The sequence below is a fragment of the Methanofollis aquaemaris genome, assembly GCF_017357525.1.
Classification (GTDB): Archaea; Halobacteriota; Methanomicrobia; order Methanomicrobiales; family Methanofollaceae; genus Methanofollis; species Methanofollis aquaemaris.
In genome coordinates this window covers 2,390,792-2,407,029 of record NZ_CP036172.1, presented here as the reverse complement: position 1 = coordinate 2,407,029, position 16,238 = coordinate 2,390,792, and the positions used below count along the sequence as shown (strand labels likewise).

The window sequence follows — 16,238 nt, the reverse complement described above, 5'->3', positions numbered from 1 at the left end:
TTTCCGGGTGTGAGCGCAACTCACCCGCCTTCCCGCATCTTCTCGCCGGAGGCTCTTCGAAAGCCTGACGACATTCTCATGCTCGCTGTCGGGAGAAGACCGATCAGCATTCCCCCCGTTTCACACCATCAGTCACCACATTTCCAAAACCTTTTCATCGAGCGGGAAGAGGCGTACTTCATGCCATCCGCCCTCAGGACCGAACGGCTCGAACTGGTTCCGGCCACCCCGCGCCACCTCGACCTCGATCTCACCGACCACAGAGCGCTCGCCGCACTCCTGAAAGCCGAGGTTCCGCCCGACTGGCCGCCGGAGATGATCAGAGATGCACGCCGGACCTTCCTCTCAATGCTCAGGGCCGACCCGTTCAGCGAGGGCTGGAACCTCTGGTACCTCATCCGCACCGGGGGCGAGCGCCGGGTGCTCGCCGGGGGGTGTGGTTTTGTCGGCCACCCTTCCATCGAGGGGAGGGCCGAGATCGGGTACTCCCTCATGCCCGGGTGCAGGGGCCGGGGCTATGCGACCGAGGCGGCGGCGGCCCTCATCGGGTGGGCCTTCGACGATCCTGATGTGACATGCGTCTTTGCCAGAACCTATGCCGACCTGACCCCCTCGATCCGTCTCCTCAGACGACTCGGCTTCACTCCTGCCGGGGATGAGGAGGGCGGCATCAGGTTACGCTACGACCTGACCAGGGCGCAGTGGGATGGGACGAGCCGTTGGGGCTGGAAAAAAGAGGATTTTATCCTCGCCTTCCCCTGAGGAGGAGGGCGGCACCCGCGGCGAGGGCCGCAAGCCCGAACGGAACCGGGCTCTGCTGCGGGGTGGTGGTGGCCGCGGTGGTAGAGGTCGTGACCGGGAGTGCGGTCACGGTACCGGTCGGGGTCACCGTCGGTGCGGGGCCGGACGCATCGATCCCGATCGCGAAGAGGGAGAAGCCGGGGCTCTCGGCGGTGAAGGAGTACCGATGCTCGTCCTCGCCGACGATGCGGGTCGGGAGGGCGTGCCAGGCACCGTCGTGGTACCGGTACAGCACCACGTCATCGGGCCCGGCCCCCTGCTCCTCGAGCCACGCCTTCGTGACCGTGAAGTTGAGTTCGGCGCCGGCGAGGGCATCGTCGGTGGTGTGGTACAGCGTCACTTCGTCGTACTCGAAGATTGCACCTGCCGGGGCCTCGATGCGGTTCGGCTTCGCGGTCGGTTCGACGGTGACCAGAATATGCGAGACCGCTTCAGCGGTCGTCACCTCGACTTCGTGGATCGCCGCGTCGCGGACCCCGAAGGAAGCGTGGCCGCCGGCAGGGATATGACTTGCCGCACCGGCCGACGCGGGCGAGCGCCCACCCCCACCACCGCCGCTCCTGGCTGGCGCCTCCACTGTGATGCACTTCTCCTGGACCATCATGTCAGAGGCGTACGGGTTGCTGACATTCAGGGATACGGTGTAGGTTCCGGCCTTTGCGTAGACATGGGTGGGGGTGGGCTCGGTCGAAGTGGTGCCGTCACCAAAGTCCCAGAGGCGGGCGAAGACGCAGCCAGTCGATGTATCGGTACACACCACCGTGAGAGGAGCCTTCCCACCCGCTGGCGTCACGGTGAAGTTCGCCGTCGGCGGTTCGAGGGCGGTGACCGTCTTTGTCGTCGTGCTGCTTCCGAAGGCGTTTTCGACCGTCAGGCTCACCTGGTGGGTGCCGTTGGTCGTGAAGGTGTGGGAGGGATGGACAAACTCGACCGCGGGAGTGTTGTCCCCGAAGTCCCAGTGATAGAGACGGGGGTTGACCCCAGAGCAGGTTTGGGTGAACTGCACTTCGAGCGGGGTGCTGCCCCCGGTGGGTGCGAAGATGAAGTCCGCGGTCGGGAGGCAGGTGTGGAGCGGGAGGGAGTCGATGCAGCCGTTGCCGAGGTCGTAGCCCTCGTCGCAGATCCCGTCGCCGTTGCGGTCTTCGTGGGTCTCTGAGAACCCGGTGCCGTCAGGCGTCAGCCAGAGGTTGCCGCCAAGGAAGGGGCCGCCGCGGATATTTTTCCCGAAGGTCTTTGTGGTGTTCCAGCGGGTGCCGGTCAGGTCTGAGGTATCCGGGATATAGACATTCCAGGTATTGTTGAAGAGGTTGTTCGCGATGAGAGAGTTCGTCGCGGAATAACGGGGGTAAACAGACAGTCCACAACTGGTGAGCCCGGTGAAGGTGCTGTTGGTGAGCGTGATATTCTCGACATTGGTGAGGAAAATACCGGACGTCCCGTCCTTCACCGTGACGTTTTCGACGATGACGGAATCCGCCTTCTCCAGGCTGACTCCATAGTAGTTATTCTCTAGAAGAGTGTTGTCTCTCAGGATCGTCGTCTGCCCCTTGCACCCAGAGACTTTCAAACCGCCATTATTGCCCGAACAGGTGTTTGAGATGACCACAGAGCCCTGGCATCCGGACTGAAGTTGAATGCCTCTTTCCTTGCAGTCCTGGACAGTGTTCCCTGAGATGAAACAACCAGGGCAACTTGAATAGAGAATAATCCCGAAACCCCCACATCCGGTCATCTGGTTGGCCAGGATCCGGGACTGGCCTGCGGAATATAGGTAGATGCCGTTGCCGGTGAGAGTGCCGCCCAGCGTGCACCCCTCCACGGTGCAGTTCGGTGCAGAGGTGATACGGACCCCGTCACCGCCGTCCCATATGGTGCACCCCCGCACCACGGCGTCGGCGGCATTGACCGTGATGACCGTGGAACCGACGACCCCATTCACGGCGAGGTTCTCGACCGTCGCACCGTCGGCGGTGATCGTGATGCTGCCGTTGAGGACCGCACCCTCGCTCCCCATGAGGGTGAGGGTTTTGTCCACGGTCACGTCCTCGTCATAGGTGCCGGACGGGACGAGGACGACGTCGCCCTCGGAGGCGGCGTTCACCGCCCCCTGGATTGTGTACGGTACGACATCGAGCGTGCGGCTCGTGGTGTTCGTCCCGAACTCGTTCTTCACCGTCAGGGTCGCCTGGTAGGTGCCCACGACATCGTAGGTGCGGGTGACGTTCTGGGTGGTCTCTGTCTGCCCGTCAAACGTCCATGACCACGAAGTGGGAGCGCCCACAGAAGTGTCGTTGAAGAAGACCGGCATGCCGACCATCATGCCCGACGACGTGACGCTGAAGTTCGCCGACGGCCCGCCGTTCTGGAGCGGGAAGAAGTCGGTGCCGGCGACGTCCCCGTTATCATCGGTGATCGCATATCCTTCATCGCAGATCCCGTCGAGGTCGAAGTCGGCATGGGTCTCTGAGAACCCGGTGCCCGCAGGCGTCAGCCAGAGGTTGCCGCCGAGGAAAGAACCGCCGCGGATGTTTGTGCCCTCGGTCTTTGTGGTGTTCCAGCGGATGGTGGAGAGATCGGCGCTGGACGAGAGATAGAAGTTCTCGCTGTTGTTGAAGAGGTTGTTTGCGATGAGCGAGTGCGGCGCGGAAGAGCCAATGGGGACATACAGCCCATATCTGGTGAACCCGGTGAAGGCGCTGTTGGTGATGGTGATATTCTCGACATCGATGAGGGAGACACCGTAGTTCCCGTCCTTCGCCGTGACATTCTCGACGATGACGGAGTCTCCGCTCTGCAGGTTGACTGCAATGTTTCGGTCTTCAATGATGGTGTTGTCTCTCAGGACAGTGGTCGTGCCGGCGCACCCGGTGACCGTGATACCATTGTTATTGTGAGAACAGGTGTTGGACTCAACCACAGAACCCTGGCACCCGGACTGGAGTTGAATGCCTGAACTATTACAATTCTGGACAGAGTTTCCTGAGATGATACACTCCGGGCAATCCCGTATGAGTACAATCCCGAAACATCCACACCCGGTCACCTGGTTGTCCAGGATCCTGGACTGACCCATGGAGTAGAGAGAGATGCCGTCGGTGGCGCCACCCACGCTACACCCCTCCACGGTGCAGTTCTCCGCAGAATAGAGATCTATCCCTTTTTGCCCCCCAGAGATAGTGCATTCACGTACGACGGCATCGTCGGCATTGACCGTGATGGTCGAGAAACCTGCGACCCCATTCACGGCGAGGTGCTCGACGGTCGCACCGGTCGCGGTATTCGTGAGGGAGATTTTGCCGTTCACCACAGCACCCTCGCTCCCCCTGAGGGTGATGTTCTTGTCCACGGTCACGTCCTCGTCATAGGTGCCGGCCGGGACGAGGACGATATCTCCAGGGGCGGCAGCGTCGACCGCCGCCTGGATGCTGAAGGGCTCGATGGTGAAGGTGCGGGTCGTGGTGTTCGTGCCGAGGGTGTTGGAGACGGTGAGGTTCGCCAGGTAGGTACCCGCGGTATCGTAGGTGCGGGTGACGTTCCTGGCGGTCAGCGTCTCGTCGCCGAACGTCCACGACCACGAAGTGGGGTCGCCCACGGAAGTGTCGTTGAAGGAGACCGGCACGCCGGGCATGAAAACCGGGGAAGTGACGGTGAAGTTCGCCGACGGCCCGCCATTCTGGAGTGGGAAGAAATCAGTGCCGACGACTTCTCCAGCGGTGTCCGTGATCGCATACCCCTCGTCGCAGATCCCGTCGAGGTCGAGGTCGGCACGGGTCTGGGAGAATCCCTTGCCTTCAGGCGTCAGCCAGAGGTTGCCGCCGAGGAAAGAACCGCCGCGGATGTTTTCACCGGCGGTCTTCGTCGTGTTCCACCGGGTGCCGGTCATGGTGATTTCGGCCTCGACCTTGATGTTTTCCGTGTTGTTGAAGAGGTTGTTTGCGATGAGAGAGTCTGTTGTGGTACTCTCGACATAAAGTCCGGTACCAGTTCCGGTGATGGTGCTGTTGGCGAGCGTGATAGTATCGACAGAGGAGAGGCGGACCCCATAGCCCCCGCCCCTCACCGTGATATTCTCGACGATGAGAGAGTCCGTATCCACCAGGAAGACTCCCTCGTCTCTGGCTCCTACGATGGTGTTGTCTCTCAGGACGGTGGTCTGGCCGGTGCAACCCGTGACCTCGATACCACTGGGGGTGTTGGAGAGGGTGTTGGCGACGATCACAGAGCCCTGGCACCCGCTCTGGAGTTTAATGCCTGCAAAATCACTGTCCTGGACGGTGTTCCCGGAGATGATGCAGTCGGGGCAATCCACGAGTGTGATCCCGATAGATCCGCTCCCGCTCAACTGGTTGTCCAGGATCCGGCACTGGCCTGACCCGAAGAGGTCGATGCCAATGTATGTAATAGTGTCGTCCAGTGTGCACCCCTCCACGGTGCAGTTCGGCGCCGATTCGATATAGATCCCGGTCCTGCTGCCGGAGACCGTGCACCCCCGCACCACGGCGTCGGCGACCCAGTTGACATCGATGGTCCTGGAACCCGCAGCCCCGTTCACGGCGAGGCCCTCGATTGTTGCACCGTCGGCGATGATCGTGATCCCGCCGTTCACCGTCGCGCCCGCCTCGCCCTTGAGGGTGAGGCGTTTGTTCACCGTCACGCTCTCGTCATAGGTACCGGGGCGTATGAGGATGACGTCGCCGGCCGTCACTGAGGTGTTCGAGAGCGCCGTGCCGATGGTGGTGAAGTTGCAGCCCTCGCTCCCGACCGTCCACTCGACCGCCGCCGCCGGCGGGGAGGCGAGCGCGAGGGCGAGCAGGAGTATGCCCAGGAAATGGACGAGTGTGGTACGATTTATGCTTTCTGAGAATTGTCTGAATAATTGTCGGTTTTTCGTGTCGTTTCCCTCCTGAAAACTGTAGGAAAGGTTATCGAGTAGATATAATCAAGATATCATATATGCTATTGTCGATTTATTCAGCATTCAAAAATGTGGATTAATAAAACTCCGAACAGATTTGGCCACAGCATATAGATTCCAATAGATAAATTGGGATTCAAAGACTCGTCCGAGGATCTCACAGGCGTTCCCGCCGGCGGATCCGGATGTGTGTCCGACTTATACCCCACTTCCACTCGCGTTCCCCATGCGGGAGTATCATATCGGTCGGCACCAAACCTACCCACAATGAGCAGCACAGGAGCGGACGGCAGGGTCGAATTTTACCTCGACGGATGGGTGGAGATGGACGGCCGCCGCCTCTCTAAAGAGGAGGTGCAGGCGGCCTTCGGCGCCGACCCTCTCGCCCCCACCCTCTTTGGCGGGGAGTTTTTCCTGAGGTACGGCGAGTGGACGGCGCGGGACCGCTTCGGGATCAGGGACGGCCCCTCGCCGGCCGGCACGCTCACCCGCTATGGCGAGGTCGTCGGCGAAGTCGACCCGGCCCACCCGGCAGGCGACCTGGAGGCCGCAATCCTCACCGCCGTCGAACTCAGGGCGACCGACGACACCGCCGTCGCCCTCTCCGGTGGGGTGGACTCCGCACTCGTCGCCGCCCTTGCGCAAAGGCCGGCCGTCGTCGTCGGGCTCGAAGACTCCCACGACCGCCGCCTGGCCCTCGCCCTCGCCGCGGCCTGCGGGATCGAGTGCGACGCCGTGACCGTCACCGTGCCCGAGGTCGAAGAAGCGCTCCGCGAGGCCGTCGCTCTCCTCGGCACCCCAAACCCCGTCGACGCCTCCATCGCCGCGACCGAGATCTTCGTCGCAAGGTGGGCGCGGGACCGCGGCTACCCCTGGATGCTCACCGGCCAGGGCGCCGACGAACTCTTCGGCGGGTATGCACGGTACCTCAAAAGCCCTGATCTCGCCGCAGAACTCGAACGCGACCGTCTCGACCTTCCCCGCCAGGTGGCCAGGGACCGGGCGGTGGCCTCCTCTTATGGTACTGCATTCTCGCCCCCGTACCTCGACCTGCGCGTGGCGGCGGCGGCCCGCGCCATCCCCGCGGCCTCCCTCATCGAGGGGGGCGTGCGCAAACGACCCCTGAGAACGGTCGCGGAACGGCACATTCCTCTCGAATTCGCCGCGGCGGAGAAGAAAGCGATGCAGTACGGCAGCGGGATCTGGAAGACGATCCAGAAACTCGCACGTCGCCAGGGTTGTCGCCGTGTTGCCGACTACCTGCAAATGCTGGGCGAAGAGGAACGCTGAATTGAACGGAGTTTCGGCTCTGTAGAATCGGGCATGAACCCCGGGTTCAAGCATACGGGATGAAAATTTCTCACCGCTTGATCGCTTTCTTTTCAAGACAGAAGAATCGATGGGCACCTCACGCAATCGCCGCCCCCCCTATCTTCGATCCGTCGGGGGTCCGGGGTGTCTCCCCCCGGTGCGAGACGGCGGGGAAGATGCTGCGGTTGGGGCGGCACGCCTGATCATCATGCCTTCCAAAACATCGGTGCCGGGGGCGCTGCCCCCGGAACCCCCGGGAAGAAGATAGGACGGGAAGGCTCCATCGATGCACCTGAAGAGGGGTCTGCCGTCCTCCGCCAATCCTCGACGTGGGGAGTACGGGAGTCTCCCCCCGGCGCGAGACGGCAAGGACACATTTTTCGATGGGGATGGCCTTCCCCATCTATCGCACCGGGGGACAGGACCGGGACGACGGTCCCGGCCCCGCCGACTCTTGCAACATTGCAGCAGGTTTACCACAGGATTGCAGCGGTTGCCGCGAGGATCAAACGGCGAGGGACGACGTTGAAACTGACAGTACTAGTATAGATAGAGAGACGCGTCTCTCTCTTAGTACTATATTACGGCAAAACCCACACCCACCCGGTAGCCCGGATACTCATGGGTCTGCGGGTGGGTGTGTGTGCGAAACCCGAAATGTTGTAACTGATCCGGTGATCTCGACGTCTGGCAGAGAAAAATCGGATCAACCTCCACCGCGCCGCCCGTTGTGTGACGTCGCCTCCCGCGAACTGCCGCAAACGACTGCAAAACGGAAGGGTTTGCTGCAAGAGACGTTGCCGGGATTTCACGCGGGTGCGCACCGATCTCGGCCGCTGCGATAGATGTAGCGGGGCGGCGGCGTGTGGCATCTACCTCACCCCACTCTTCTCTCATGAGAGAAATAATTGACTGAATTATTGTTTCACAAGATTTTCACGTCAGGATCTCCGTCGCTCGTTCCCTCACGCGGGGATATCCCCGGACCTCCCACAGAACACAATGATGACAACGGGAGCGACGATGCCGGGTGCCGATCTCACAGGCCCCCTCTTTTGCGCGGGGGCAACCTGGCGACGACCCGCCCACTGCAGAGAGATCAGTCTGAAAGATTCTCATAAAGTCATCAAATCCACCTGTTTCTTCAGTTCGTGCAGCACCGTCAATGCCCTTCGCATATCGGGCACTTTTATTACCATGCGAGATTCAACCTTCAGAGGAAAAGGGAAATATCGGCTGAAACGTATTTGTTTTCCCCTGTACAAAAAATAAATCCGACTGCTGGCCGTATCATAACGGTTATAAAAAGTCGGTACAAGGGTACTTATCTGACATGGGTAGGGACATGCATGGTTTCTGAAACTGAGGTAGCACATATCGCAATACTCGCAGATATCGGGATATCCAGCGAAGAACTCGCCGAATTCACCGGGCAGTTCAACGCAATCCTGGACTATTTCGACCTCCTCGACCAGGTGGAGGCCGGTGAAAGACCAGAGGCCGGGACGACCAACGTCTTCAGAGACGACGAAGTCGTCGCCTCCCTCCCCCTCGACGACATCCTGAAGATCGCCGGCGAGTCGGAAGACGGTTACATCAAGGCCCCGCGGGTGGTGCTCTAGATGGGAATCGTCACCTTCGACGCAGAAGACCGCTGGAACGCCTTCGTCACCGTCTGCCGAAATGTTGAACACCAGGACGACGGACCCCTCGCCGGGGTCAGGATCGCCGTCAAGGACAACATCTCCACCGCCGGGACCCAGACCACCTGCGGCTCCGCCATCCTCAAGGGCTATGTCCCGCCATACGACGCCCACGTCGTCACCCTCCTCAGGGAGGCCGGGGCCGCCATCGTCGGCAAGACCAACATGGACGAGTTCGGGATGGGGACCACCACCGAGTCGAGCGCCTACGGCCCGACCACCAACCCGGTCGACATGAGCAGAGTGCCGGGCGGCTCGTCGGGCGGGAGCGCCGCGGCCATCGCCGGCGGTCTCGTCGACATGGCCCTCGGCACCGACACCGGCGGCTCGATCCGGTGCCCGGCCGCCTTCTGCGGGATCGTCGGGCTCAAACCCACCTACGGCCGGACCTCCCGGTACGGGCTCATCGCCTACGCCAACTCGCTCGAAGGCGTCGGGCCGATGGGGCGGACCGTCAGGGACGTCTCACGACTCTTCTCGGCCATCGCCGGGCACGACCCCCGCGACGCCACTTCCCTGGACCGCCCGTACGACCACACCCCCACCCCCGAGGTGAAGGGCCTGCGGATCGGCGTCCCGGCCGAGTTCTTCGGGAAGGGCGTCGACCCCGCCGTCGCCGCACAGGTGCGGGCGGCCATCGAGAGGTTCACCGAACTCGGCGCCGAGGTTGTCGAGTGCACGATGCCGAGCATGCAGTACGCCCTCGCCGCGTACTACGTCACCTGCACCTGCGAGGCCTCCTCGAACCTGGCCCGTTTCGACGGCGTCAGGTACGGGCCGGGTGCGGACACCATCCGCTCCTGGCACGACGCCTACCAGGACCACCGCAAAGAGCACTTCGGCGCCGAGGTCCGCCGGCGGATCATGCTCGGGGCCTTCGCCCTCTCCGCCGGGTACTACGGCAAATACTACGGCAAGGCCCAGGCGGCCAGGAAGAACGTGAGAGAAGATTTCGCCCGCCTCTTCGCCGACGTCGACATCGTCGCCGGCCCGACGATGCCGACGACCGCCTTCAGACTCGGCGAGAAGAGCGACCCGCTCTCGATGTACCTCGCCGACATCCTCACCGTCCCGGCCAACCTCGCGGGCGTGCCGGCGATCTCGGTGCCCTGCGGCACCGTCGACAACCTCCCGGTCGGACTGCAACTCATCGGCCCACACTTCGGGGAGGAGCGGATCATCGATGCCGCCGCCGCCTTCGAGGAGGTGCGGGCATGAGCACGCAGCACACCGACGTCATCATCGGGCTCGAGATCCACTGTCAGTTGAACACGCAGACCAAACTCTTCTGCGGATGTTCGACCGACTACAAAGAGGACGGCCCGAACACCCACGTCTGCCCGGTCTGCATCGGTCTGCCGGGCGCGATGCCGATGGTCAACAAAAAGGCCGTCGAGTACGCCCTCAGGGTCGCCAAGGCCCTCAACCTCGAAGTCCTCGAAGAGTCGGAGTTTGCCAGGAAGAACTACTTCTACCCCGACCTCCCGAAGGGCTACCAGATCACGATGTACGACCGGCCGCTTGCCGAGCGAGGCATCCTTGAGATCGAGGACGACGAGGGCAAGGAGAAGAAGATCAGGATCACCAGGATCCACCTCGAAGAAGACCCCGGCAAACTCGTGCACATGGGCGGGGTCGGCAGGGCCAGGTACACCCTGGTCGACTACAACCGGAGCGGGATCCCGCTCATCGAGATCGTCACCGAGCCCGATCTCCGCTCGCCAAAGGAGGCGCGGCGGTTCCTCAACAAACTCAGGGCCACCCTGGAGTACCTCGGCATCTTCGACGGCGAACGCGAGGGTGCCCTCCGTGTGGACGCCAACATCTCCATCAAAGGCTCCGAGCGGGTCGAGGTGAAGAACATCACCTCATACAAGGGCGTGGAGAAGGCGCTCACTTTCGAGATCACCAGACAGAAGAGCCTCATCCGCCGCGGCGCCCAGGTCGAACGCGAGACCCGCCACTTCCAGGAAGGCCGCGGGATCACCACCTCGGCCAGGTCCAAGGAGACCGAGACCGACTACCGTTACTTCCCCGAACCCGACCTCCGCCCCCTGCGGGTGCAGGACTGGGTGGCCAAAATCGCCCTTCCCGAACTCCCCGACGCACGGCGCGACCGGTTCATGAGCCAGTACGGTCTCTCCCTCAACCACGCGAGGACGCTCACCGGCGACCTCCGTCTCGCCGAGTTCTACGAGGCCCTGGCCGCAAAGGCCGAGCCGGTGCTCGCGGCCACCTGGACCGCGGACACGCTCCAGGGCGAACTGAACTACCGGGACATGCCGGTCACGACGGTGCCCCTCGACCACTTCGCCGACCTGGTCAACCTCGCCGGCGCCGGCGAGGTCACCGACCGCGTCGCCGTCGATGTGCTCAGAAAACTCCTCGACGCCGTCCTCGAAGGCCGGAGCCCGGCGATGCCCTCCGCGTACGTTCAAGAGCAGAACCTGGGCAAGGGCGACGCCTCGGCCTTCGCCGCCGTCGTCGACGAGGTGATCGCCGAGAACGAACAGGCGGTCGCCGACTATAGAGCCGGGAAAGCCTCCGCCCTCAACTTCCTGCTCGGACAGGTGATGAAAAAGACCAGGGGCAAGGCCGACCCCAGAGAGATCACTCCTATGATCGCCGCCCGTATCTCCACTGAGGAGGGGTCATAGACCGTGCGCCTCATCGTCGCAGAGAAGAACATCTCGGCGCGGCGGGTCGCCGCCATCCTGGCGGAAGACCAGAGAGTCGCCACGAAGAAGGAGGGAGGTGTCGACACCTACTCCTTTGGCGACACCACTGTCGTGGGGCTGAAGGGGCACGTCGTCGAGGTCGACTTCGAACCTGGCTATACCAACTGGCGCTCTGCAGAACGGCCGCCGCGGAGCCTCATCGACGCCGGCACCGTCAAACGTCCGACCGAGAAGAAGATCGTCGCTCTCCTCCAGAAAATGGCGAAGAAAGCCGACCAGGTCATCATCGCCACCGATTTCGATGCCGAGGGCGAACTGATCGGCAAAGAGGCCCTGGAACTGGTGCAGGCGGTCAACCCGAGGGTGCCGATCCTGAGGGCCAGGTTCTCGGCCATCACCCCGCAGGAGATCAGGCGGGCCTTTGCCGAACCGACCGAACTCGACTTTGCCCTGGCCGCCGCGGGCGAGTCGCGCCAGATCATCGACCTGGTCTGGGGCGCCTCCCTCACCAGGTTCATCTCCATCGCCGCCAGACGAGGGGGAGCAAATATCCTCTCGGTCGGCCGGGTCCAGAGCCCGACGCTCGCGATGATCGTCGACCGGGAGAGAGAGATCGAGCGGTTCGTCCCCGAGCCGTACTGGATGCTCACCCTCCAGACCGAGAAGGACCACACACCCCTCGAACTCCGTCACACCGCCGGGCGGTTCACCGACCGCGACGAGGCATTCGGAGCAAAGGAGCGGACAAAAGATCCGCTCACCGTCACCGAGGTGAAAGAGGGGGTCAAACACGACCGGGCCCCGACGCCCTTCGATACGACCGCTCTCCTGGTCGCCGCCGGAAGAGTCGGGATCTCCGCGGCGAACGCGATGCGGATCGCCGAAGACCTGTACATGAACGGGTTCATCTCGTACCCGAGGACCGACAACACCGTCTACCCGGCCACCCTCGACCTTGACGAGGTGCTCGGGATGCTCACGAAAACGGCCTTCGCCAACGAGACGCGGTGGGTCGAGAAACACCGGCGGCCGACACCGACGCGGGGCAAGAAGTCGAGCACCGACCACCCGCCAATCCACCCGACCGGCCCGGCGACAAGGGAACAACTCGGCGAAGACCGGTGGAAACTCTACGAACTCGTGGTAAGAAGGTTCCTTGCCACCCTCTCCCCCGACGCCGAGTGGGCCACCATGAAGGTGAACTTCGACGCCGGCGGCGAGCCGTACACCGCCACCGGCGGACGGCTGAAAGAGGAGGGGTGGCGGCGGGTCTACCCATACAGCAGGGCGGCCGAGCGGATCATTCCGGTCTGCACGGTCGGCGAACGTCTCCCCATCCTCTCGGTCGACCTCGAAGAGAAGGAGACCCAGCCCCCACCGCGCTACACCCAGAGCCGGCTCATCCAGACAATGGAAGAACTCGGCCTCGGCACGAAGAGCACCCGCCACGAGGTGATCCAGAAACTCATCTCCCGGCGGTACGTGCAGGACGGCCCCCTGCGCCCCACCCTGGTGGGCCGGGCGGTGATCGAGTCGCTGGAAGCCCATGCCGACACCATCACCAGGCCTGACATGACCCGGACGCTCGAAGCCCACATGCAGTTGATCAAGGAGCGCAAAAAGAGCGGGGAAGATGTCGTCAACGAGTCCAGAGGGATGCTCCACTCGGTCTTCGAAGGGCTCGAAGCACACGAGGATCAGATCGGGGAAGGCATCATCGACCGGACGGTCGCGGAGCGTACCATCGGCCCCTGTCCGGTCTGCGGCAAAGACCTCCAGCTCCGCCAGGCCCACGGGGCCTCGCAGTTCATCGGTTGCTCGGGGTACCCTGAGTGCACCTTCAACATCAGCCTCCCCGGCGTCATGTGGGGCAAGGCCATCCGCGTCGAGAAGGTCTGCGAAGAGCATGGCCTCAGCCATGTCAGGCTGATCAGGAAGGGGGCGCGCCCCTGGGACATCGGCTGTCCCCTCTGCTCGCATATCGAGTCCAATGCGGAGACGTTGCGCATGATGCCCTCGATGAGCCCCGGTCTCCTCGCCGAACTCCAGGCCCGCCACATCTACACCGTGCCCGAGATCGCCAGGATGACCCCCGAAGACCTGGCCGGACGGCTCGGGATCGGGACAAAGACAGCGGCAACCCTGGTCGCCGAGGCGAACGACGTCCTCGACCTCCTCCGCCGACGTTCGGAGATGAAGAAGTTCATCCGCGCCGAGGTTCCGCCGCGCCGCCGACGGAGCCATGCGAAGATCGCAAAGCAGTTGATCGAAGCAGGCATCGACGACATCCAGAGCCTCGGCGGGGCGAAACCCGGACTCCTGAAAAAAGCCGGGCTCTCCGACGAGGAGACCGAACACCTCCTGACCAGGGCGCGGGAGGTCAACAGCGAAAAACGGCTGAAAGAGGCCGGTCTGCCGGCGGTCAGCGTCAAGAAGTATGTCGCCGCCGGGATCTCGGGCCCCGAGGACTTTGCCGCTCTCCACCCGGCCTACATCAGCGCGGTCAGCGGGGTGCGGGTGGAGACGGTCTGGAAGCACGCCCAGACCGCCTGCGAAGCGCTCGGCCGTGAGCCCCCTGAGAAGATCACCCAGAAGAAACTCGAAAGCGGGAAGAAGGAACTTCTCCAGGTGTCGGGCATCGGCGAGGCGACGATCGAGAGACTCTACCTCGCCGGGATCACCGACGCCGCCTCCCTCGCCGCCGCCGACCCCAAAGAGGCCGCCGCAAAGTCGGGGATCGCCGTCGAGAAGATCCGGGCCTACGTGGCATCTATATCGACAGAACGCAAAACAAAGAAGTAAGACGTGAACGGCATGCAGATGGACTGGAAAAACTGGAGACACGTAACCAAACTCGATCCGGACAAACACCTCGACCAGGCGATCGTCGATGAGGTGGCGACCTCAGGGACCGACGCCATCCTCCTCTCGGGCACCCTCAACGTGACCCGCGAGAACCTCGCCGAACTCCGCGAGCAGGTGCAGGGTTACGGTGTCCCCCTCGTCGTCGAACCCGCCGACCCCTCGGGCGCGGTCTTCGACGGCGTCGATATGCTCTTTGTCCCCAGCGTCCTCAACACCCCGGACGCCAGGTGGGTCGTCGGCAAACACCAGCAGTGGTTCCTCAACGACCCCGCGATCCCCTGGGAGAAGGTCGTGCCCGAGGCCTACATCGTCCTCAACCCGGCCTCCTCCGTCGGGCGGGTGACCAGGGCGGTCTGCGATCTCTCCCCTGCAGAGGTGGCGGCCTATGCCGGCTGCGCGGAGCGCTACTTCCATTTCCCGATCGTGTACATCGAATACTCGGGCACCTACGGCGACCCGGCGATCGTGCGGGCGGTCTCCGAGACGGTCGAAGACGCCGTCCTCTACTATGGCGGCGGGATCAACTCGGCCGAGCGGGCCGCGGAGATGGGGCAGTATGCCGACACCATCGTCATCGGCAACGCCGTCTACGAGAAGGGCGTCGATACCCTGAAGGCGACGGTGAAGGCCGTTCAGTAGGGGTGACCCATGCCTGAGGTCGAGATCGTTCTGGTCCAACCCCTGTACGAAGGGAACGTCGGTTTTGCGGCGCGGGTGATGAAGAACTTCGGGTTCACCCGCCTCGTCCTCGTCGACCCCTGCGAGATCGGGAACGACGCCGTCGCCCGCTCCTCGCACGCACTCGACGTCCTGGAAAACGCCGAACGAAAGAGTCTGGACGAGGTCTTCGCCGAGAGCGACCTGGTCGTGGCCACGACCGGCGAACTCTCCAAGTCGGTCTGCACCTCGATGCGGATGCCTTACTACACCCCCGGCGAACTGCGCGAGATCGTCGGCAAGGTCGACGGGCGGGTGAGCATAATCTTTGGTCGGGAGAACTGGGGACTGAACAACGAGGAGGTCTCGCGCTGCGACCTCATCTGCACCATCCCGACCTCCGAGATATACCCGATCATGAACCTCTCCCATGCGGTGGCCATCGTCTGCTATGAACTCGCCCACCTCCCCCGCGGCACCTACCGGATCGCCGGGAAGACGGAGCGCGAGGCGCTCATCGGCCATTTCGGGACGTTTCTGGCGCAGATCGACCACCCGGACCACAAACGGGAGAACACCCTGCTGATGCTCCGCCGGATCCTCGGACGGACGGCGCTGACGACGCGGGAGGTCTCGACCCTCCACGGCATCCTCCGTCGGGCCGAGTGGCACATCGAGCATGACATGCCCGAGGAACATCTTAATTCTCCCTGAGCGCAAAAACTCTACCCAATGATTCTTGTCGACTGGCAGATCGAGGACCGGATCAGACGGGGGCAGATCGGGATCGACCCCTATGACCCCACCCTCATCCAGCCCAACTCCCTGGACATCAGGCTCGGGGACCATTTTGTCTGGTACGAACCCGGAGACGACGTCATCGATCCCTACGAGAAGGAGAGCGTCACCGCGCGGGTTCAGGAAAAACACGCGGAGTCGATTGTCATGCAGCCCGGCGCCTTCATCCTTGCCGAGACCCTCGAAGCGATCACCCTCCCCGACAACGTGGTCGCAAGCATCGAGGGCAAGAGTTCCATTGCTCGCCTCGGGATCGAACTCCACCAGACCGGCGGCTGGATCGACGCCGGGTTCATGGGGACGATCACCCTCGAGATGTGCAACGTGAACCAGCGGCCGGTCAGGATGTACGCCGGGATGCCGGTCGGGCAACTCGTCTTCTACACCACCGAACGGGCCGACCAGCCGTACAATCTCAAGAAGGACGCCAAGTACATGGGCCAGCGTCAGGCGACCCTCTCGCGCTATCACGAGAACGAGCGCGACTGAGTGTTCGAAGGCATAAATAGA

The 16,238-nt window shown here is 62.9% G+C and carries 10 protein-coding genes; 9 read left to right on the top strand and 1 reads right to left on the bottom strand.

The annotated features are described in order from the left end of the window. The first annotated feature begins 180 nt into the window (after positions 1-180). Entirely contained in the window at positions 181-762 is a 582-nt protein-coding gene (locus tag RJ40_RS11435) for a GNAT family N-acetyltransferase (protein ID WP_265580978.1), read from the top strand. On the opposite strand, the gene RJ40_RS11420 is transcribed toward RJ40_RS11435, so the two are convergent. Beyond that, positions 743-5,506 carry a NosD domain-containing protein gene (locus RJ40_RS11420; RefSeq protein ID WP_322743882.1) on the bottom strand — a complete coding sequence of 1,588 codons (4,764 nt, stop codon included), beginning with the start codon at positions 5,504-5,506 and terminating at the stop codon, positions 743-745. The two genes, RJ40_RS11435 and RJ40_RS11420, sit on opposite strands and share 20 nt — an antisense overlap. Before the next feature lie 477 nt (positions 5,507-5,983). On the opposite strand from RJ40_RS11420, the gene RJ40_RS11415 reads away from it, so the two are divergent. The 8 genes from RJ40_RS11415 to dcd all read left to right on the top strand — a co-directional run bounded on the left by RJ40_RS11415 (position 5,984) and on the right by dcd (position 16,217). Next, a complete protein-coding gene (locus RJ40_RS11415) occupies positions 5,984-7,006 on the top strand; it encodes an asparagine synthase C-terminal domain-containing protein (protein WP_265580977.1) in 1,023 nt (340 codons plus the stop codon). A 1,370-nt stretch (positions 7,007-8,376) separates the two neighbouring features. Then, positions 8,377-8,649 carry an Asp-tRNA(Asn)/Glu-tRNA(Gln) amidotransferase subunit GatC gene (gatC, locus tag RJ40_RS11410; protein ID WP_265580976.1) on the top strand — a complete coding sequence of 91 codons (273 nt, stop codon included), beginning with the start codon at positions 8,377-8,379 and terminating at the stop codon, positions 8,647-8,649. Further along, complete coding sequence (gene gatA / locus RJ40_RS11405; protein ID WP_265580975.1) at positions 8,650-9,948, top strand: Asp-tRNA(Asn)/Glu-tRNA(Gln) amidotransferase subunit GatA; 1,299 nt, start codon at positions 8,650-8,652, stop codon at positions 9,946-9,948. It abuts the gene before it with no gap. Beyond that, entirely contained in the window at positions 9,945-11,387 is a 1,443-nt protein-coding gene (gene gatB / locus RJ40_RS11400) for an Asp-tRNA(Asn)/Glu-tRNA(Gln) amidotransferase subunit GatB (protein WP_265580974.1), read from the top strand. Before gatA ends, gatB begins: the two co-directional genes overlap by 4 nt. Positions 11,388-11,390: 3 nt before the next feature. Then, positions 11,391-14,210, top strand: coding sequence for a DNA topoisomerase I (locus RJ40_RS11395; protein ID WP_265580973.1), 2,820 nt, complete (start codon positions 11,391-11,393; stop codon positions 14,208-14,210). A gap of 12 nt (positions 14,211-14,222) precedes the next feature. Then, a complete protein-coding gene (locus RJ40_RS11390; protein WP_265582575.1) occupies positions 14,223-14,912 on the top strand; it encodes a phosphoglycerol geranylgeranyltransferase in 690 nt (229 codons plus the stop codon). 9 nt (positions 14,913-14,921) lie between these two features. Beyond that, positions 14,922-15,644 (top strand): RNA methyltransferase, encoded by a 723-nt coding sequence (locus RJ40_RS11385; RefSeq protein WP_265580972.1) that lies wholly within the window; start codon positions 14,922-14,924, stop codon positions 15,642-15,644. Between the two features lie 18 nt (positions 15,645-15,662). Then, positions 15,663-16,217, top strand: coding sequence for a dCTP deaminase (gene dcd / locus RJ40_RS11380; protein ID WP_265580971.1), 555 nt, complete (start codon positions 15,663-15,665; stop codon positions 16,215-16,217). Positions 16,218-16,238: the final 21 nt, after the last annotated feature.

Bases quoted from the DNA above. Each gene is read 5' to 3' on its own strand.
- RJ40_RS11435 (WP_265580978.1), top strand. From the start codon at position 181: ATGCCATCCGCCCTCAGGACCGAACGGCTCGAACTGGTTCCGGCCACC.
- RJ40_RS11415 (WP_265580977.1), top strand. From the start codon at position 5,984: ATGAGCAGCACAGGAGCGGACGGCAGGGTCGAATTTTACCTCGACGGA.
- gatC (WP_265580976.1), top strand. From the start codon at position 8,377: ATGGTTTCTGAAACTGAGGTAGCACATATCGCAATACTCGCAGATATC.
- gatA (WP_265580975.1), top strand. From the start codon at position 8,650: ATGGGAATCGTCACCTTCGACGCAGAAGACCGCTGGAACGCCTTCGTC.
- gatB (WP_265580974.1), top strand. From the start codon at position 9,945: ATGAGCACGCAGCACACCGACGTCATCATCGGGCTCGAGATCCACTGT.
- RJ40_RS11390 (WP_265582575.1), top strand. From the start codon at position 14,223: ATGCAGATGGACTGGAAAAACTGGAGACACGTAACCAAACTCGATCCG.
- RJ40_RS11385 (WP_265580972.1), top strand. From the start codon at position 14,922: ATGCCTGAGGTCGAGATCGTTCTGGTCCAACCCCTGTACGAAGGGAAC.
- dcd (WP_265580971.1), top strand. From the start codon at position 15,663: ATGATTCTTGTCGACTGGCAGATCGAGGACCGGATCAGACGGGGGCAG.